Source organism: Pantoea rodasii (genome assembly GCF_002095465.1).
Lineage (GTDB): Bacteria > Pseudomonadota > Gammaproteobacteria > Enterobacterales > Enterobacteriaceae > Pantoea > Pantoea rodasii.
In genome coordinates, this window is record NZ_MLFP01000011.1 from 126,857 (window position 1) to 145,282 (window position 18,426).

Annotated in this window: 14 protein-coding genes and 3 pseudogenes; 7 read left to right on the forward strand and 10 right to left on the reverse strand. The window is 55.5% G+C overall.

The window, feature by feature from the left end:
• Window positions 1-91 precede the first annotated feature (91 nt).
• From napC to ansP, 5 genes and pseudogenes are all read right to left on the reverse strand, one after another.
• On the reverse strand, window positions 92-676 hold the full coding sequence (napC, locus tag HA45_RS15330; protein ID WP_100701226.1) for a cytochrome c-type protein NapC: 585 nt from the start codon (window positions 674-676) through the stop codon (window positions 92-94).
• An 8-nt stretch (window positions 677-684) separates the two neighbouring features.
• Window positions 685-1,116 (reverse strand): nitrate reductase cytochrome c-type subunit, encoded by a 432-nt coding sequence (gene napB, locus HA45_RS15335; RefSeq protein WP_100701227.1) that lies wholly within the window; start codon window positions 1,114-1,116, stop codon window positions 685-687.
• An 11-nt stretch (window positions 1,117-1,127) separates the two neighbouring features.
• A pseudogene (gene napA / locus HA45_RS15340) lies at window positions 1,128-3,612 on the reverse strand (nitrate reductase catalytic subunit NapA).
• Window positions 3,609-3,899 carry a chaperone NapD gene (locus HA45_RS15345; protein WP_100701229.1) on the reverse strand — a complete coding sequence of 97 codons (291 nt, stop codon included), beginning with the start codon at window positions 3,897-3,899 and terminating at the stop codon, window positions 3,609-3,611. Before HA45_RS15345 ends, napA begins: the two are co-directional and overlap by 4 nt.
• 162 nt (window positions 3,900-4,061) lie before the next feature.
• Window positions 4,062-5,549: pseudogene (gene ansP / locus HA45_RS15350) on the reverse strand (L-asparagine permease); the annotation flags it as partial.
• Here ansP and HA45_RS27645 point away from each other — a divergent pair.
• The gene (locus tag HA45_RS27645) at window positions 5,457-5,849 is read left to right on the forward strand and encodes a hypothetical protein (RefSeq protein ID WP_211280909.1); all 393 of its coding nucleotides are present in this window, start codon (window positions 5,457-5,459) and stop codon (window positions 5,847-5,849) included. The pseudogene ansP and the gene HA45_RS27645 overlap by 93 nt on opposite strands.
• Here HA45_RS27645 and HA45_RS15355 read toward each other — a convergent pair.
• Entirely contained in the window at window positions 5,846-6,118 is a 273-nt protein-coding gene (locus tag HA45_RS15355; RefSeq protein WP_100701231.1) for a YdgH/BhsA/McbA-like domain containing protein, read from the reverse strand. The two genes, HA45_RS27645 and HA45_RS15355, sit on opposite strands and share 4 nt — an antisense overlap.
• A gap of 243 nt (window positions 6,119-6,361) precedes the next feature.
• Here HA45_RS15355 and narQ point away from each other — a divergent pair, with 243 nt between their 5' ends.
• From narQ to acrD, 3 genes are all read left to right on the forward strand, one after another.
• Window positions 6,362-8,050 carry a nitrate/nitrite two-component system sensor histidine kinase NarQ gene (gene narQ / locus HA45_RS15360; protein ID WP_100701232.1) on the forward strand — a complete coding sequence of 563 codons (1,689 nt, stop codon included), beginning with the start codon at window positions 6,362-6,364 and terminating at the stop codon, window positions 8,048-8,050.
• A 42-nt stretch (window positions 8,051-8,092) separates the two neighbouring features.
• The gene (locus HA45_RS15365; RefSeq protein ID WP_100701233.1) at window positions 8,093-8,725 is read left to right on the forward strand and encodes a response regulator; all 633 of its coding nucleotides are present in this window, start codon (window positions 8,093-8,095) and stop codon (window positions 8,723-8,725) included.
• A 196-nt stretch (window positions 8,726-8,921) separates the two neighbouring features.
• The gene (gene acrD / locus HA45_RS15370; protein ID WP_100701234.1) at window positions 8,922-12,038 is read left to right on the forward strand and encodes a multidrug efflux RND transporter permease AcrD; all 3,117 of its coding nucleotides are present in this window, start codon (window positions 8,922-8,924) and stop codon (window positions 12,036-12,038) included.
• 96 nt (window positions 12,039-12,134) lie between these two features.
• On the opposite strand, the gene ypfM is transcribed toward acrD, so the two are convergent.
• Complete coding sequence (gene ypfM, locus HA45_RS29075; RefSeq protein ID WP_366557345.1) at window positions 12,135-12,200, reverse strand: protein YpfM; 66 nt, start codon at window positions 12,198-12,200, stop codon at window positions 12,135-12,137.
• A gap of 335 nt (window positions 12,201-12,535) precedes the next feature.
• The gene (locus HA45_RS15375) at window positions 12,536-13,684 is read right to left on the reverse strand and encodes a Fic family protein (RefSeq protein ID WP_100701235.1); all 1,149 of its coding nucleotides are present in this window, start codon (window positions 13,682-13,684) and stop codon (window positions 12,536-12,538) included.
• A gap of 535 nt (window positions 13,685-14,219) precedes the next feature.
• On the opposite strand from HA45_RS15375, the gene HA45_RS15380 reads away from it, so the two are divergent.
• Genes HA45_RS15380 through HA45_RS15390 form a run of 3 tightly spaced genes read left to right on the forward strand, consistent with a single transcriptional unit; the run spans window position 14,220 to window position 15,922 of the window.
• A complete protein-coding gene (locus tag HA45_RS15380; RefSeq protein ID WP_058959099.1) occupies window positions 14,220-14,579 on the forward strand; it encodes an ArsC family reductase in 360 nt (119 codons plus the stop codon).
• Window position 14,580: 1 nt separating this feature from the next.
• Window positions 14,581-15,708, forward strand: coding sequence for a succinyl-diaminopimelate desuccinylase (dapE, locus tag HA45_RS15385; RefSeq protein ID WP_100701236.1), 1,128 nt, complete (start codon window positions 14,581-14,583; stop codon window positions 15,706-15,708).
• Between the two features lie 25 nt (window positions 15,709-15,733).
• Window positions 15,734-15,922, forward strand: a complete 189-nt coding sequence (locus tag HA45_RS15390; protein ID WP_100701237.1) for a YpfN family protein — start codon at window positions 15,734-15,736, stop codon at window positions 15,920-15,922.
• Between the two features lie 125 nt (window positions 15,923-16,047).
• Here HA45_RS15390 and ypfH read toward each other — a convergent pair whose 3' ends face one another.
• Together ypfH and HA45_RS15400 are read right to left on the reverse strand one after the other, a co-directional pair.
• Window positions 16,048-16,743: an esterase gene (ypfH, locus tag HA45_RS15395; protein ID WP_100701238.1), complete on the reverse strand. Its 696-nt coding sequence runs from the start codon at window positions 16,741-16,743 to the stop codon at window positions 16,048-16,050.
• Window positions 16,744-16,816: 73 nt separating this feature from the next.
• Window positions 16,817-18,426 (reverse strand): annotated as a pseudogene (locus tag HA45_RS15400) (tRNA(Met) cytidine acetyltransferase TmcA); the annotation flags it as partial.

The following is an 18,426-nucleotide window of genomic DNA, read 5'->3' on the forward strand; positions in this document are numbered from 1 at the left end:
AAACGGTCGCGCAATACATTGCGCCGCTACGGTAGGGTGCAGAGAGTGGTAGCGGCGCGATTTATCGCGCGGATTGATGACAATGCGAAAATCAAAAACCGTTCTTCTGCTCGCTCATATCCGGCAGATGGTGGGCGATCCCTTTGTGGCAATCGATACAGGTTTGCCCGTCCTCAACCGCTTTGCTGTGCATCTTCGCCGCTACGGTTTTCTGCGCGGTGAAATCCATATACTCAAAGTTGTGGCAGTTACGGCACTCCTGCGAGTTATTATTTTTCATCCTGCGCCACTCGTTCTGCGCCAGCTCGATACGCGTCTCTTCAAACTTCTGCGGCGTATCAATCAGGCCGAAGATCTTGGCATACACCTCTTTGCTGGCTTGCAGCTTGCGCAGCATTTTTGGGCCCCATTCGTGCGGCACATGGCAGTCCGGGCAGGTCGCACGCACGCCGCTGCGGTTGTTGTAGTGAACCGTTTGCATATATTCCTGATACACGTTGTTGCGCATTTCATGGCAGCCAATGCAGAACTGCTCACGGTTGGTCATCTCCATCGCGGTATTAAACCCGCCCCAGAAAATGATCCCACCGGCAAAGCCCAGAATCAGCAACGTGCCGAGCGCTAAGCGACTCGGACGTCGCCACCAGCGCCAGATGCGTAATAATCTTTCTTTCATTGATAACCTCACTGCCCAAAACCGTTGGCCGGTTTAAAGGTGTTTTCCACCACCGGTTTGGCATCGGTTTGCGGGACGTGGCACTGCAAGCAGAAATAACGACGCGGCGAAACCGTGCTGCTTACCAGCCCATCGCGATCGGTAAAGTGTGTTGGGCTCACACGAGGTGCCCCAGTCGTCAGATAGCTCTGCGTGCCGTGGCATTGCAGGCAGCGATTGACGTTTTTCGTCACTTGATAGCCATCGACGCTATGCGGGATCACCGGCGGCTGATTAACATAGTTCAGCGGCTTACGGCTCTGCTCTTTCGGCTGATGGATGGTGCCCTGCTGCGTGGCGGTCACTTCCGGAGACTGATGAAGATCGACGCTGTTCGCGGCCCAGACACCGCCGCCCAGCAACAGGGCGGCGACGGTGATAAGAGTGAATAACGGTTTCATTGCATCCTGCCTTAGATTTTGACCAGCTTAACGGCGCATTTTTTGTAATCGGTCTGCTTCGATAGCGGATCGGTGGCATCCAGCGTGACGTTGTTGGCCAGCACGCCAGCATCAAAGAACGGCATAAACACCAGCCCTTTTGGCGGTTGATTACGTCCACGCGTTTCGACGGTCGCCACGGTTTCACCTCGTCGTGACACCACACGCACCTTCTCGCCACGGCGGAAACCGCGATCTTTGGCATCCAGCGGATGGATATACAGCAACGCCTGCGGCACGGCGCGATGCAGTTCCGGCACGCGACGCGTCATGGTGCCGGTGTGCCAGTGTTCCAGCACGCGGCCGGTGCAGAACCACAGATCGTACTCGGCGTCTGGCGCTTCCGCCGGTGGCTCATACGGCAGGGCAAAATGGTGGCTTTGCCATCTGGCTTGCCATAGAAACGCACGCCCTCGCCCGCTTTGACGTAGCTGTCAAAGCCCTCGCGATAGCGCCAGCGGGTTTCTTTGCCATTCACCACCGGCCAGCGCAATCCGCGCGCTTCATGGTAGGCATCGAACGGCGCCAGATCGTGACCGTGGCCGCGACCAAAGCTGGCGTACTCTTCAAACAGACCTTTCTGGATGTAGAAGCCGAAATCGCGCGCCTCGTCGTTCAGTCGATCGTCCGCCACTTCACTCAGCGGGAATTGATTGACCTGGCCGTTGGCGTACAGCACGTCATACAGGGTTTTATCGCGCAGCTCCGGCTGTTGGGCGATCAACGCTTCCGGCCACACTTCCGTTACACGGAAGCGCTTAGCGAAATTCACCATCTGCCACAAATCCGATTTCGCCTCGCCCGGTGCTTTCACCTGCTGATGCCAGAACTGAGTACGACGCTCGGCGTTGCCGTAAGCGCCCTCTTTCTCCACCCACATTGCCGTCGGCAGGATCAAGTCCGCGCACAAAGCACTAACGGTGGGATAAGGATCGGACACCACGATAAAGTTGCGTGCATCGCGCCAGCCCGGCATGCGCTCCTGCGTCAGGTTCGGACCCGCCTGCATGTTGTTGTTACACATCACCCAGTAGGCATTGAGCTTGCCGTCTTTTAACGCGCGATCCTGCGCGACCGCATGCAAACCGATTTTGGCGGGAATGGTGCCCTGCGGCAGCTTCCACAGCTTTTCGGCGGTCGCACGGTGCTTATCGTTATTCACCACCATGTCGGCGGGCAGGCGATGCGAGAAGGTGCCAACTTCACGTGCCGTACCGCAGGCGGAAGGCTGGCCGGTAAGCGAGAATGGACCGTACCGGGGCGAGAGATTTTGCCAGTCAGCAGATGGATGTTGTAGCACAGGTTATTGGCCCACACGCCGCGCGTATGCTGGTTAAAGCCCATGGTCCAGTAGGAGACCACGTTAATGTTCGGGTCAGCATACAATTCGGCCAGCGCGGTCAGCTGATCCTGTTCCACACCACTCATCTCACTGGCTTTTTCCACCGTGTACTCAGCAACGAATTTGGCGTACTCGTCGAAGCTGATCGGCGTGGATTCGCCGCTGTCGGGGTTTTTCGCTGAGGCCTGACGCGGATCGCTCGGGCGCAATCCATAGCCAATATCCGTCACGCCTTTGCGCAGTGTGACGTGATTTTGCAGGAAGGTTTTATCAACTTTGTTGTTCTGAATGATGTAGTTGGCGATGAAGTTAAGAATGGCTAAATCGCTCTGCGGGGTAAACACCATGCCGTTATCGGCCAGTTCAAAACTGCGATGGCGATAGGTTGAGAGCACGGCGACTTTGACGTTGTCATCGCTCAGGCGACGGGCAGTCAAACGTGACCAGAGAATCGGGTGCATCTCGGCCATGTTCGAGCCCCACAGCACAAAGGCATCGGCCACTTCAATGTCATCGTAGCAACCCATCGGCTCATCCATGCCGAAGGTGCGCATAAAACCCACCACCGCCGAGGCCATGCAGTGACGCGCATTAGGATCGAGGTTGTTGGTACGGAAGCCGGCTTTCATTAATTTAGACGCCGCGTACCCTTCCCATACCGTCCATTGACCGGAACCAAACATGCCAATGGAATCGGGTCCGTTGGCTTTTAGCGCCGCTTTGAACTTCTGTTCCATGATGTCGAAGGCCTGATCCCAACTCACCGGGGTGAATTCGCCCTCTTTGTCGTAATGGCCGTCAGTCATGCGCAGCAACGGCTGCGTCAGGCGGTCTTTCCCGTACATGATCTTCGGCAGGAAATAGCCTTTGATGCAGTTCAGTCCGCGGTTCACCTCCGCCTGCGGATCGCCCTGCGAGGCCACCACGCGTCCTTCTTGCGTGCCCACCAGCACGCCACAACCGGTGCCACAGAAACGGCACGGTGCCTTTTCCCAGCGAATCGGTGCGCCCAGCGCGGTGACGGCTTTGGTGACGCTGGGAATAGTGAGTCCTGCGGCGATTGCCGCCGCAGCGGCCGCATTGGCCTTCATAAATTCTCGACGACTGACTTTCATGATGCTTCCTTGTGACGATGTTCCGTTTCGTCCTGCTGGTGATACACCAGAGAAACGGCCAATACATGCGGGATATTGCGGGTGACTTCGATGTTGTCCAGCAAGGCGCGGCTGTCTGCTGCCCCTAACGTCACGGCCAGCGTGCCGCGTGCGCTGTCTTCGGCGGCAATATCGCAGTCAGAAAGCGTCAGCAAAGCTTGTTTTACCGCCGGAATGGCGTGGGGACGCGCCTGGATCACCAGACCGCACACGTGCCAACTGCTTTCAGGGAGAATGGAGTGCGTCATGCGCTCACCTCGTTTAGCCAGCTTGAGATGAGGCGTAAAATAACCTGAGGTTATGCAGGGCTATATCACCCGAAAGGCGTATATCCCGATGTGGGATCAAGGGAAGGACAGTTGAAATGAAAACGGGGGCCTAAAGGCCCCCGTTGATGAGAATCGCTGCGATTAACGCGAGCTATCCTCAGCCAGTTTGGTCGCGGCATCATCCTGATCGTCATGATGATGGTCGTGCTCTTTCATGGCTTCCGCATGCACGCGTTTGCGCACGCCAAACCAACCCAGCACCAGGATCACGGCAATCAGCGGCAGTGAAGCGATGGTGTAGGTACCGTTTGGATAGTCAAACGCCATCAACACCAGCACGCTCACCAGGAACAGCAACGTCAACCATGAGGTGAAAGGCGCCCACGGCAGCTTGAAGCTGACGTCTTCCGCTTTACCTTCTTTAATCGCTTTGCGCAGACGCATCTGGCACACCACGATAAAGCCCCACGAAGAGATGATGCCCAGTGAAGCGACGTTCAGTACGATCTCAAATACCTGTGAAGGCACATAATAGTTGAGCACCACACCGATCACGTACACCGCGATGGTGACGAGGATACCGGCGAACGGCACCTGCTGTTTGCTCATCTTCGACATGAACTGTGGCGCAGAACCACCCATCGACATGGAACGCAGAATACGACCGGTGGAGTACAAACCTGAGTTCAGGCTCGACAGCGCCGCGCTCAGCACCACGATGTTCATCACGCTACCAATGTACGGCACGCCCAGTTTGGAGAAGAAAGTCACAAATGGACTCTGCCCCGCCTGATAGGCATTCCACGGCAGCAGCAGCACCAGCAGCACTACGGAACCGACGTAGAACAGACCAATACGCCAGATCACGCTGTTGATGGCTTTTGGCAGCATGGTTTTCGGGTCTTTACACTCCCCAGCCGCCGTACCCACCAGTTCAATTGAGGCAAAGGCAAACACCACGCCTTGCACCAACACCAGCGCAGGCAGCAAGCCGTGCGGGAAGAAGCCGCCGTTGTCAGTGATCAGGTGGAAGCCAGTGGTGTTGCCATCCAGCGGTTTACCGCTGCCGAGGAACACCACACCGACGATCAGGAACACCACGATCGCCAGTACTTTCACCAGCGCAAACCAGAACTCCATTTCGGCAAACCATTTCACACCAATCATGTTCATGGTACCGACAATCGCCAGCGCGCCAAGGGCAAACACCCACTGCGGCACATCACCAAACGCGCCCCAGTAGTGCATATACAGCGCAACCGCGGTGATATCCACGATACCGGTCATCGCCCAGTTAACGAAGTACATCCAGCCCGCCACGTATGACGCTTTTTCCCCAAGGAATTCACGTGCATAAGAAACGAAGCTGCCGCTTGAAGGACGGTGTAACACCAGTTCGCCCAACGCACGGAGGATAAAGAAGGAGAAGATACCGCACACCAGATAAACCAGTGCCAGAGCAGGACCGGCCATCTGCAAGCGTGCGCCTGCACCAAGGAACAGACCGGTGCCGATAGCACCGCCAATGGCGATCATTTGTACCTGACGATTACCCATGGCTTTCTGGTAACCGCTGTCGTGGGAATTGAGCCAGCGTCTTTTCGCAGCGCGTTGTTCGGCTGCGGTTTTTTAGTTGAATTCATAGCTTTCCTGTTTGTCCTGACCATCAATCACCGCTTAACCAAACGATTGCGCGCGGCGGTGCGAAATGGGGTAAAAACCTGTTACCAATACGGCGGAACGATGTCGCACGGCGAGCCGGGAAATTACGGCGATGAATCCTACCCGTTCTGCATGAACGAAGCAAAAAATACCGTTTGGCTGCACGAGTTGATTTGTAAGAATCCATCGCGGTGCACAAAAAAACCGGCCAGTGAATGGCCGGTAAAAGGGGGAAAGCTACAGGGAGGTGTTACAGGAGGGGATTAACGGTAAATCTCTGCGCTGCCGCTCCACAGGCTCGAGTCGCCTGGGTTCTGCACGCCAATCACACGATAATGGCTGGCGCCCATCTCTTCCGCTTTCTGCGACAATTGACGTGTTGCATCATCGATGGAACCGCGTACGCCGCTGATAGAAACGGTGCCGCTACTTTGCAGGTTTTGCGCCTGATCAGCACTCAACGGTTGAGCTGCAAAAGCAGTGAAACTTGCGGTGGCAAGCAGTGCAGCAGTCAGAATGGCAAGGGGTGTCTTCATGATTTGCTCCTGTTGTCGTCCGGGGATAAAAAGTGATTACGCAGCAAATTATCAGCGAATAAATGAAAATCAGGCACAGCAGGCGGTAAAGCCGTTCAATAATTCGCCAGCTAACGACATACAATCCAGGGAAAGGTAAAGAGAAGTGAGTTTTCCTGCTAAAAGTAACCTGATGTGACGATTTCAGGCTCGCCGTTGGCCATGCGCTGCCTTATAATCCCATGCTCTTAGAAGGGTTTTATCGTGATTGTGAAACGTCCTGTTACCCGCACCATGGCCCGTGCCTTGAGCGCGATCGTGTTGTTGTCGCTGCTGACCACCGGCCTCGCGCTGTTAACGCTCTCCAGCAGTTTGCGTGATGCCGAAGCGGTGAATGTCGCCGGTTCGTTGCGCATGCAAATTTATCGCCTGGCCTGGGATACCACACGCGATCCGCAGCTGCTGGCGCAGCACATTCGAATCTATCAGCAAACACTTAGCTCACCGGCACTACAGCATCTGGAACGTCCATGGGTGCCGAAGGAAGTGGCCAGCCGCTATCGCTATTTGCGCGACAGCTGGCCGCAGTTGCAGCAAACACTCCAGCCCGAACGCGCAACAATCTATCAGCAACGCGTCGCCAGTTACGTCAGTGAAATCGACCGTTTTGTGCTGGCCCTGCAGCATTACGCCGAACTGAAAATGCATCTGGTGGCGGCCAGCAGCCTGTTTGGTTTCCTGGCAATTGTGGCGCTGGCGCTGTGGACGATCCGCTTTATTCGTCGCAACGTGGTGCGTCCACTGGATTCACTGGTCACGGCCAGCCAATACGTTGAGCAGGCGAATTTCAGCTTTCCAGCCCTGCCCGTTTCCCAACCCACCGAATTGGGCGTACTGGCACAAGCCTTCACCACTATGGCTGAACGGCTGCACTCTCACTACCGTCTGCTGGAACTGTCGGTGCGTAACAAAACCGAGGACCTAACCCAGGCCAACCGCACATTGTCGCTGCTATATGAGAGTTCGCAAATCCTTACCAGCGGCCCGCTCAACCTGGAGCTGTTTCAGGGATTACTGCGTCTGGTGCAAGGACGTGAAGCGCTGACGGCCATCACGCTCACCAGCGACAGCGTGGAGCTGCAGGCGGGCGTGGCAGAAGATGAATTACGCTGGCAGCGCCTGCCGCTGCAGCAGGACGATAAGTTACTGGGCGAACTCTGCTGGCAAACCCGCCGCGCGCCGCCAGCTGACGAGTTGATGCACAGTCTGGCGAGCATGCTGGCGCGATCGTTATGGATCTGGCAGACGCAAAAACAGGTCCAGCAGATGCTATTAATAGAAGAGCGATCCACCATCGCGCGTGAACTGCATGATTCGCTGGCGCAGTCGCTCTCTTTCCTGCGCATCCAGCTCACGCTGCTGCGCCGCAACGTCGATGATACACAGCCGCAAGCACAATCGATTATTGCCGATTTCGATCGCGCGCTGGCCGAAGCGTACCAGCAGCTGCGTGAGCTGCTCACCACCTTCCGTCTGACCATTGAACAGGCGGATTTGGTGCAGGCGATGCAGGCAATGATCGCCCCGCTGCAGGAGCAATCGCAGGCCACCATCAACTTTGAATATCAATCAGGCCTGCAAACGCTGGATGCCCAGCAGCAGGTGCACGTGCTGCAAATCGCGCGCGAGGCGCTGCTAAACGCCATTCGCCACGCGCAGGCTCAGCAAATTGAAATCTACTATCAGCGCGATGCCGATGCATCCCACCTGTTGACGATTGAAGATGACGGCTGTGGCATCCGCAGTCTTGAAGAACCACCAGGCCATTATGGCCTGACAATTATGGCGGAACGTGCCGCGCGACTTTCCGGCAGCTTACTGATTACCCCGCAGGCGCGGGGCACGCGCGTCACGCTGCGTTTCCCGCCACGACCAGCGCACCGGCTGGTTTAACGCGATACACTTACTGTTGAATGGACTTTGACTGGAGAATTTATGGCATCCCCTTCCCTGACAATCATGATCGTGGACGATCATCCGCTGATGCGCCGTGGTATCCGCCAACTGCTGGCACTGGAACCGCGCCTGGAAGTGGTGGCTGAGGCCAATAACGGCACCGAAGCGTTAGCCGAAGCGCGTCGCCTGTCGCCCGATGTGATCCTGCTCGACCTGAATATGAAAGGCATGTCGGGGCTGGATACGCTAAAGGCCCTGCGCCACGAAGGGATCGCCTCACGCATTTTGGTACTGACCGTTTCCGACGCGCGCAATGATATTTACGCCATGGTCGATGCCGGGGCTGATGGTTATCTGCTGAAAGACAGCGAACCGGAATTACTGCTGGCGCAGGTGATGCGCGCTGCATTGGGTGATAATGTGTTTAGTGACGTGGTGGCAGAATATCTGGCGACGCGTCAGCCGAGCGCCAATCCTTTCAAACAACTCACCGAGCGTGAACTGGATGTGCTGCAGGAAGTGGCGCGCGGCTTGTCGAATAAGGAGATTGCCGCCACCTTGCATATTTCCGAAGAAACGGTGAAAGTGCACATCCGCAACTTGTTGCGTAAACTCGATGTGCGTTCGCGCGTTGCCGCCACCGTGCTGTGGCTTGAGAGCCGCAATGTGTAGCAGCGCACAGAAAACCAGCACGACATTTACACTTTCTCCATAATTTATCCACGATTCTCTAATTTGCGCCGCGTACAGTAGGCAGCAGCAGGAGTTTTTGGGGATAGCACCTTGCACTCCGCCGACGTGAAGCCGATCGCGCTTCACGTTTTACATAATAAAAGTAAAAAATACGCAGCTGAGGAGTGTCGGTTCCATGTCGAATTTTTTTATCGACCGCCCCATTTTTGCCTGGGTTTTGGCTATTTTGCTTTGTCTGTGCGGCACACTAGCGATCATCTCCCTGCCCATTGAGCAGTATCCCGATCTCGCACCGCCTAACGTGCGTATTACTGCCAACTATCCCGGTGCCTCTGCGGAAACGCTGGAGAACACCGTCACCCAGGTTATCGAACAGAACATGACCGGCATCGATAACCTGATGTATATGTCCTCCAACAGCAGTAATACCGGTCAGGCGCAAATCACCCTCACCTTTACCGCTGGCACCAATCCTGATGAAGCGCGCCAGCAGGTGCAAAACCAGTTGCAAACCGCACTGCGCAAACTGCCTGCCGCTGTCCAATCTCAGGGCGTAACGGTAAATAAAACCGGTGACAGCAATATCCTGATGATTGCGTTTGTCTCTACCGACGGAAGTATGGACAAACAGGATATTTCAGATTATGTCGCCAGTAACATTCAGGATCCGCTGAGCCGTATCGATGGTGTGGGTCAGGTTGATGCCTATGGATCGCAATATGCGATGCGTATCTGGCTCGATCCCAACAAGCTGATTGGCTATGCGCTGACCACCGATGATGTGGTGACGGCGATTGAATCGCAGAACACCCAAGTGGCGGTCGGTCAGGTCGGCGGCTTGCCGTCGGTGGACAAACAAGCGCTGAATGCCACCGTCAATGCGCAATCTATGTTGCAGACCCCAGATCAATTCAAAGCCATCACGCTGAAAACCAATAGCGACGGTTCGGTGGTGACGCTGGGCGATGTGGCTGACGTGGCGATGGGGGCGGAAAAATACGACTTCCTCAGCCGCTACAATGGCCAGGCGGCGTCCGGTCTCGGCATTAAGCTGGCATCCGGTGCCAACGAAATGAATACCGATAAGCTGGTGCGTGCGCGCGTCGAGGAGTTATCACGTTACTTCCCGCACGGGCTGGAAGCCAAAGTGGCTTATGAAACCACGCCGTTCGTGAAAGCCTCGATCACCGACGTGGTGAAAACGCTGCTGGAAGCGATTCTGCTGGTGTTCCTGGTGATGTATCTGTTCCTGCAAAATTTCCGCGCCACGCTGATTCCGACCATTGCCGTGCCGGTGGTGCTGCTCGGCACCTTTACGGTGCTGTATGCCTGCGGGTTCAGTATCAACACGCTCACCATGTTCGCCATGGTGCTCGCCATCGGCCTGCTGGTGGATGATGCCATCGTGGTGGTGGAAAACGTCGAGCGCATCATGAGTGAAGAAGGACTTTCACCGCGCGCCGCGACGCGAAAATCGATGGGCCAGATTCAGGGCGCGCTGGTCGGCATTGCGTTGGTGCTGTCGGCGGTATTCGTGCCGATGGCCTTCTTCGGCGGCACCGTGGGCGCCATCTATCGCCAGTTCTCGATTACTATCGTATCGGCGATGGTGTTGTCGGTGCTGGTGGCGATGATTTTGACGCCAGCCCTGTGTTCGACGCTGCTGAAACCACTGGAACAAGGCCATCATCATGGACGTCGCGGTTTCTTTGGCTGGTTTAACCGCACTTTCAACGCCAGCGCGGAACGCTATGAACGCGGTGTCGCACGTATTTTGATGAAGGGCGGGCGCTGGCTGGTGCTCTATCTCGGCATCATCGGTGTGATGGCATTTCTGTTTATCAAGCTGCCGACCTCGTTCCTGCCGCTGGAAGACCGTGGCGTATTCCTGACGCAGGTGCAGCTGCCGCCGGGCGCGACGTTAGAGCAAACCTCCAATGTGGTGGCGAAGGTCGAGAACTATTACATGACCGCCGAGAAAGACAACGTGTTGTCGGTGTTCTCGACCATTGGTGCCGGTCCGGGCGGTAACGGCCAAAACGTGGCTCGCCTGTTTGTGCGCTTGAAAAATTGGGAAGAACGTCCGGGTAGCGATCGCACCTCGTTCGCCATCATCGAGCGCGCTACCAAAGCCTTCCATAAGATTAAAGAGGGCCGCGTAATTGCCAGCAGCCCGCCGGCCATCACCGGCATGGGCAGCTCGTCGGGCTTTGATATGGAGTTGCAGGATCACGGGGGCGTTGGGCACACCCAGTTAATGGCGATGCGTGACAAGCTGCTGGAACTGGCCGACAGCAATCCAGCGCTGTCTCGCGTGCGCCACAACGGTCTGGACGACAGCCCGCAGCTGCAGATTGACGTAGATCAGCGTAAAGCACAGGCGCTGGGCGTTTCGCTTGATACCATCAATGACACGCTGACCACCGCCTGGGGTTCGACTTACGTCAATGACTTCCTCGATCGTGGTCGCGTGAAAAAGGTGTATGTGCAGGCAGGCGCGGAATTCCGCATGCTGCCGGGCGACATCAACAAATGGTACGTGCGTAACAGCAGCGGCAGCATGGTGCCCTTCTCCGCCTTTGCTACCAGCCGCTGGGAAACCGGTTCGCCACGCCTCGAACGTTACAACGGTTACTCTTCGCTGGAGATTGTCGGTGAAGCCGCCAACGGCGTCAGCAGTGGTACCGCGATGGATGTGATGGAGAAACTGGTGGGCCAGCTGCCGTTGGGTGTGGGCTTCCAGTGGACCGGCGCGTCTTATCAGGAACGTCTATCAGGTTCTCAGGCCCCGGCGCTGTATGCGATTTCCCTGCTGGTGGTATTCCTGTGTCTGGCCGCGCTATACGAGAGCTGGTCGATTCCATTCTCGGTGATGCTGGTGGTGCCACTCGGCGTGGTCGGTGCGTTGGTAGCAACCTGGATGCGCGGACTGGAGAACGACGTCTACTTCCAGGTGGGCTTGCTCACCGTGATTGGCTTGTCGGCGAAGAATGCTATCCTGATCGTGGAATTCGCCAATGAGATCAACAGCAAAGGACGCGAGCTGATGGAAGCCACGCTGGAGGCATCACGTCAGCGCCTGCGCCCGATTCTGATGACCTCGCTGGCCTTTATCTTCGGCGTGCTGCCGATGGCCATCAGCAGCGGCGCCGGTTCCGGTAGCCAGCACGCGGTCGGTACGGGCGTAATGGGCGGGATGATCTCCGCCACGGTATTAGCGATATTCTTTGTACCGCTGTTCTTTGTGCTGGTGCGTCGCCGCTTCCCGCTAAAAGATAAGCCACACGATTAAAACCTAAAATAAGAACGGGGCCGCGATATTCGCGGCCCCGTTCTTATTTGGATTGAATTACAGCAAGTTGGGAGTGCCCTGCTTTTCTCTTCGCGGTTACTTACTACGTAACATCGCTTCAATAAATTCTTTCCAGTTCCCCAATTCGGTGTCGACCATCATACCCTCTCTTATTGTAGTGGTGATTCTACGCCGATTTTTCCTACAGGTGAATACGTTTCCACCATTCAACACTATCGGCAAAAGCACAAAAAACCTTCAATTTGTCGAAAATACGTACTGACGCACATTTCAGCAACCCGTTAACTCCATAGGAAAAAATCACCGAAGTGACGATTTAGGCCATTTCTGTCATTAGGATAATTCTTAGGTGCCTGATGATGTCGCAGGCGACTATTCATGAGGTTAATGAAAGCGTTTACTGGACCTAATTAACAGAATTGATAACGCAGAAATTATCATTAAAAAACAAATAAAACGCAGCGCGCCAAAGCCTGTCATTCCCTCAAAAGTTCGACATATCGTCTGTACTCGTAACTTCGGTGGCGCGGCCTACCGGAAGTCTCAACCAGCACGCCCGCTTCTACCAGACTTCTCACCGCTGTGTTTGCTGTCGGGTACGTTACCTCCAGCAGTTCGACGGCCCGATCCACGGTCAGCTTCGGCATTGTCGGTAAAAATTCGAACAGTCGGATACTGTGTACGGATGTTGATTTCATAGAGAGCATCCTTTTTCTGTCATCCGCAAAAAGCGTCGCAATTCTGATGATGCCCTGCTGGGCTTCCTCAGCAGAGAAGGTCACAGCTTCAAGGAAAAAGGCAACCCACTGCTCCCAGTTGCCGCCGAAGCGAGTCTCAGTAAGGCACTGGTAGTAGTATCTCTGATGCTGTTTCAGGTAGCCTGATACATACAGCAGCGGTTCATTCAGCAGTTTCCACTCTTCCAGCAGCATCGCTATCAGCAAGCGGCCGATACGTCCGTTACCGTCCAGGAAGGGGTGGATGGTTTCGAACTGAGCGTGTACGAGTGCTATACGGACAAGTGGCGGAAGTGAATGATCGGGCGCGTGGATGAACTTCTCCAGATCGGACAGCAAGTCCCCGACCTTTTCAGGCGGCGGCGGAACATAAGATGCGTTGCCGGGTCTGGTTCCGCCAATCCAGTTCTGCGTCGTTCTCACCTCTCCGGGCTGTTTTGCTGCCCCACGTGCGCCAGATAGCAGCACTTGATGAGCATTTTTTAACAGGCGGACGCAAACAGGCAGCCCCGATGCGGAATTCATTTCATCGTGAACGAATTTATAAGCTCGCAGGTAGTTAGTGACCTCTTCAACGTCATCTACATTCGTGACGGCAAGCCCGGCCTCTTCATCAAAGATATCAGTCAGCGTTGCCTGCGTGCCCTCCAGCTGCGACGTCAGCAGTGCTTCCTTACGAATAGCACTGTAGACCAGCCATTCGCTCGACGATACCAGCCCTGACATACCAGAAAGTCTGGCCAGTGATTTTTCCGCCTTCTCATTCAGCTCAGTGAAAGATGCAGGGTCAAGTTCTGGTGCCGTGGGGGGTAAGGGGGCCGGCATAAATGCACTGACCGTCTCATCATAGCTGGTCGTTGTGATGAGTTGACCGGAAGCACGTTTCATAAAAATCCTTTCATTGCTGATGACGTTATTAAAAGGTTTTTTAATTATGCCACGCCTTATTAAAGACTGCTTTAATAACGGATTGCTGTTTTAAAAATTTTTATCTTAAGTCGGACCTGACGCCATAGCCATCTTAGAGGCGTCAGTCTTGACACCTTTGATAAAGGCCCCGTTGTGAGGGCAGCTAGAATGGAGCACTTACTGTGCTCGTAAATCAAGAAGGAACGTCATTACCTTGAATGGGAAGCTGTCGGGGCTTGCACAAATAAGTGCAGTACGTTCGATAAGCTGCGCGTTAACCTCTGTGAACAGCGTCCCCAACCGGATCGCGTTGGTGTTGGTCTTTAAATGCGGATTTCATGCTATCTACGATCATCTCGGTATTGTTACAATCCAGCCCCAGGGAATGCCCTACGTTCTGAAGATAAACAATTAACCTGACTTCCTGGCGGCCTGACCCTTGCCAGTGATTTGGAAATCAGAACGGATACGGCAATACAGGAAACACTTACGCATTTAAGAGTACCGACGAGCTATGTTTAAAATGTACGGCATCAAAAATTGCGACACCATAAAAAAAGCACGCAACTATTTAGCAGAATCCGGCACCGACTATCGTTTTCACGATTATCGCGTGGATGGCATTGATGACGCGCTGCTGCAGTCGTTTATCGACCAGCTTGGCTATGAAGTGCTGCTGAATACGCGCGGCACCACCTGGCGCAATCTGCCGGAGGCGGAGCGTGCAGCGGTGACCGATGCGGCCAGCGCGAAAGCGGTGATGCTCGCCCAGCCTGCCATTATCAAACGTCCGGTATTGTCTGCCCCTAACGGTGACTTGCTGGTCGGTTTTAAAGATTCCCTTTATCACGCGTTTATCCAGGAGAAGTCATAACATGTTCTGTCCGGTCATTGAGCTGGCTCAACAGCTTATTCGTCGCCCGTCACTGAGTCCGGATGATGCCGGCTGTCAGGCGCTGTTAGTGGCGCGTCTGGAAGCGATTGGCTTTACGGTCGAACAGATGCACATCGGCGATACGCTGAACTTCTGGGCCACGCGCGGTCAGGGCGAAACGCTGGCGTTTGCCGGTCACACCGATGTGGTGCCGCCGGGTGATGCCAACCGCTGGATTAGCCCGCCGTTTGAACCTTCGATTCGTGATGGCATGTTGTTTGGCCGTGGTGCCGCGGATATGAAAGGCTCGCTGGCCGCGATGGTGGTGGCTGCTGAACGTTTTGTCGCCGCCAATCCGCAGCACAAAGGCCGTCTGGCGTTTCTGATCACTTCCGATGAAGAAGCCAGCGCGGTTAACGGCACGGTGAAAGTGGTTGAGCGTCTGATGGCGCGCAACGAGCGCATGGATTACTGCCTGGTCGGTGAACCGTCCAGTACCGAGATCGTTGGCGACGTGGTAAAAAACGGTCGTCGCGGTTCGATGACCGCCAATCTGACCATTCACGGTGTGCAGGGCCACGTGGCCTATCCGCATCTGGCCGATAACCCAGTGCACCGCGCGATGCCAGCATTGAATGAGCTGGTGGCCACCGAATGGGATCAGGGCAACGAATTCTTCCCGCCAACCAGCATGCAGATTGCCAACGTGCAAGCCGGCACCGGTAGCAATAACGTGATTCCCGGTGAATTTTTCGTGCAGTTTAACTTCCGTTTTAGCACCGAACTCACCGATCAGATGATCAAAGAGCGCGTTGCCGCGCTGCTCGATCGCCATCAATTGCGTTACACGCTGGAGTGGAATGTTTCCGGTCAACCGTTCCTGACAACGCGTGGCAAACTGGTCGATGCCGTCGTTAACGCCGTCGCACACTATAATGAGATTAAGCCACAGCTACTGACCACCGGCGGCACCTCAGACGGACGCTTTATCGCGCGGATGGGTGCGCAGGTTGTGGAACTGGGTCCGGTGAACGCCACCATTCATAAGATCAATGAGTGCGTGAAAGCATCAGATTTGCAGATGCTGAGTCGTATGTACCAGCGCATCATGGAACAGCTGATCGCTTAAGTAAGCACGCTAAAGGAGCAATGGGATGGAATTCTTTAAAGAGTATTGGTGGATCTTAGTGATCCTGCTGATGGTCGGTATTTTAATGAACGTTTATAAAGACTTAAAACGTATCGATCATAAAAAATTCATGGACAACAAGCCGAATTTACCACCACATCGTGACTTTAACGACAAATGGGACGATGAGGATGACTGGCCGAAGAAGAAGTAATTGCGGTTAACTCTTTCCCGATAAACGTAACGGCGTGATGCGTCGTGCATCTGATAGCAAAATAGCGTCAGAGATGCGCGATTTATCTCGCCGTTACGTTAAGATTAACCTTCGCTGTTCAACCATCACATCATCATGATGACATCATCATCGCCCGGTTTAGCACCGCTAAGCGCCTCGTCGAAATAACGACGCGGAATGGTATAACGCAGATGATTCAACGCCAGCTGCATGCTGCGATCGTCAATCGCGTGCGGTAAGTCATCCACCACATCCAGCGTCACATCGCCTCCCAGCGCGGTTAAGCGCTGCAAAGCGGCCTGAGCATGTTCCAGCGGGATCTGATCATCATAATCACCGTGGATCAGGTGGATGGTATTCCGTGAACTGACGCGCTCCGGCAACGTGCTGTAACGACCGCTAAACACAATCGCGCGTCCTGCCAGATCGGCATGGGCTTTGACGCCCTCCAGCACCATGGTGCCACCCTGCGAAAAGCCCACCAGCGCCGTCGCTTCCGGCCGAACACCCGATGCCTGCTGCCAGTGACGCACCGATTCCACAAACATCGGCATCACGGCATTGACGCCCTGCTGTTCCGAACGATCATGCGCGGGAATATCCGCAAACCATTGGCGACCCTGCGGCTCGCTAGCCGGATAGGGCGCACCCACCGACACAACGAACGCTTCCGGAAACGCTTTGGCAAACCAGTTGCCCACTTGCGCCATCGAATCGGGGTTGTCATTCACGCCGTGATACAGCAAAAACAGCTGCGCAGCGTACGTCGGTTGCTGAACTATTACATACCGTAGTGCCATAAGATCCTCCTCAAATCACTATACGCCGCTGAGGCGGGAGTGATATTGGGAAAATTTGAACGAGATAATGGATTTATTGCAACGAAGCGAAGTGCTGCCGCCACTGTTCCGCGCGGCGGATATCGCACTGAATCAACGCCTCAGCCGTCTCCTGGCGTAAGCGTTGCACCACCGCTTTCCTGCCACTGAGACTCGCTTGTTGGGCTACCTCATTCAGCGAGTGTTTTTGCACGAGGATGGCTTTGAGTAACGGCTGTGGCGATGCGCGCACCAGGCGCTGCAACACCGCATAACTTGCTTCATACGGCCGCTGCGCCCAGGCGAATCCTGCCAGCAGCGGCCAGTCATCCTCGTTAAGCGTCTGAGGGTGATCTGCCGTCTCGAAGGGAAGATCAATAATGTCGCGTAGCCACAGCGCATCACGCGCAAATCGCTGTGCCGCATGCTGCTGTAGTTTTCTCCGGCGGACGTTAAGGCGCGTATCGCCATCGCCGCATAACATCCGCTGCTGGCTTCACGCTGTGAGCCGATGCGCACCAGGGTAAATCCACAGCGCTGCCAGAACTGCCACAGCGATTCGGTATAGCCAAAACTCACCGACAGAAAATCGCACCCATCGGCCTGCTGATGTGCTGCGGCAACCAGCGCGCTGCCAATACCGCATTGCCGTTGTACGGCTAACACGGCGATACGACTGATGCGCTGAGAGCGTAAGGTGGCGGCTTCTGCATATCCCGCATGGGCTGCCAGTGACTGAGCGACCAGATTACCGCGCGGGCGGCGCAAACCTGCCCAGACCGCTTCTGCCAACGACTTATCCAATCCGCCCTCTTCCACCAGCCACAGCGCACCAGCAATATTTTCCCGGTTACCCGCCAGCCAGAAGCGCATACCGGGCGCATCCAGCATCCGGCGCAGATCGATGGGAGAAGTGCGATAGTGTGCGCTCGCCAGCAGATGATAACCGGCTTCCAGCACCCCTTGCTCTGGCGTGGCCGGGAAAATCGTTACCTCGCCCTGAAGTTCGCTTTCTGCCGCATCCTCAAACAGTACGCCCGGCTTAGCCACTGTTCCAGCGGATCGTTGGCAGACCAGCGCAGCGGTTCATCGAGCTGGAAATGTTGTACATGCGGCAAGGTGGCACAAAAACGCAGCATAAAGCCACGTCCGGTGCCTTCGTAACCCTGCACGGTGGTGATCATCAGCACACGGGGAAAACGCTGCACCAATTGCTGCAACAGCGGCGCGGGGATGGCAGCCGCCTCATCAATAATCAGCCACTGAGCCGACGGAACGCTATCCGCCGCGAGGATGGCATCCGGCGCCATAAAGTGAAAATGCTCACCAGCAAACGCCGCCAGCACGTCTGTCGAGACTTTGGCCGGCGCCGTCACCAGGCAGTGCTGATTCTGCTGCGCCAGCATCCCGGCCAGCGCCGATTTGCCCCGTCCGCGCGCGGCGGTGATCACCGCCACGCCAGAGGGCATCGTCATTAGCTGGTGCAGGATCTGCGCCTGCTGCTGCGGAGCCTGGCAGTGCCACTCGGGTAAATCCAGCAGCCCCGGTGTGCGTGCAGGCTGATGCAACAATGTAGGTGCGCGTACAGGCTGGTGCTGATTCAGCAATGCGGGTGCGTGCACAGGCTGATGCTGATGCAGCAATGCGGGTGCGCGTACAGGCTGG

Excerpts from the sequence above, each read along its gene's own strand:
- napC (WP_100701226.1), bottom strand. The coding sequence starts at position 676 with ATGAAAGAAAGATTATTACGCATCTGGCGCTGGTGGCGACGTCCGAGT.
- napB (WP_100701227.1), bottom strand. The coding sequence starts at position 1,116 with ATGAAACCGTTATTCACTCTTATCACCGTCGCCGCCCTGTTGCTGGGC.
- HA45_RS15345 (WP_100701229.1), bottom strand. The coding sequence starts at position 3,899 with ATGACGCACTCCATTCTCCCTGAAAGCAGTTGGCACGTGTGCGGTCTG.
- HA45_RS15355 (WP_100701231.1), bottom strand. The coding sequence starts at position 6,118 with ATGAAGACACCCCTTGCCATTCTGACTGCTGCACTGCTTGCCACCGCA.
- HA45_RS15365 (WP_100701233.1), top strand. The coding sequence starts at position 8,093 with ATGGCATCCCCTTCCCTGACAATCATGATCGTGGACGATCATCCGCTG.
- acrD (WP_100701234.1), top strand. The coding sequence starts at position 8,922 with ATGTCGAATTTTTTTATCGACCGCCCCATTTTTGCCTGGGTTTTGGCT.
- HA45_RS15375 (WP_100701235.1), bottom strand. The coding sequence starts at position 13,684 with ATGAAACGTGCTTCCGGTCAACTCATCACAACGACCAGCTATGATGAG.
- HA45_RS15380 (WP_058959099.1), top strand. The coding sequence starts at position 14,220 with ATGTTTAAAATGTACGGCATCAAAAATTGCGACACCATAAAAAAAGCA.
- dapE (WP_100701236.1), top strand. The coding sequence starts at position 14,581 with ATGTTCTGTCCGGTCATTGAGCTGGCTCAACAGCTTATTCGTCGCCCG.
- HA45_RS15390 (WP_100701237.1), top strand. The coding sequence starts at position 15,734 with ATGGAATTCTTTAAAGAGTATTGGTGGATCTTAGTGATCCTGCTGATG.
- ypfH (WP_100701238.1), bottom strand. The coding sequence starts at position 16,743 with ATGGCACTACGGTATGTAATAGTTCAGCAACCGACGTACGCTGCGCAG.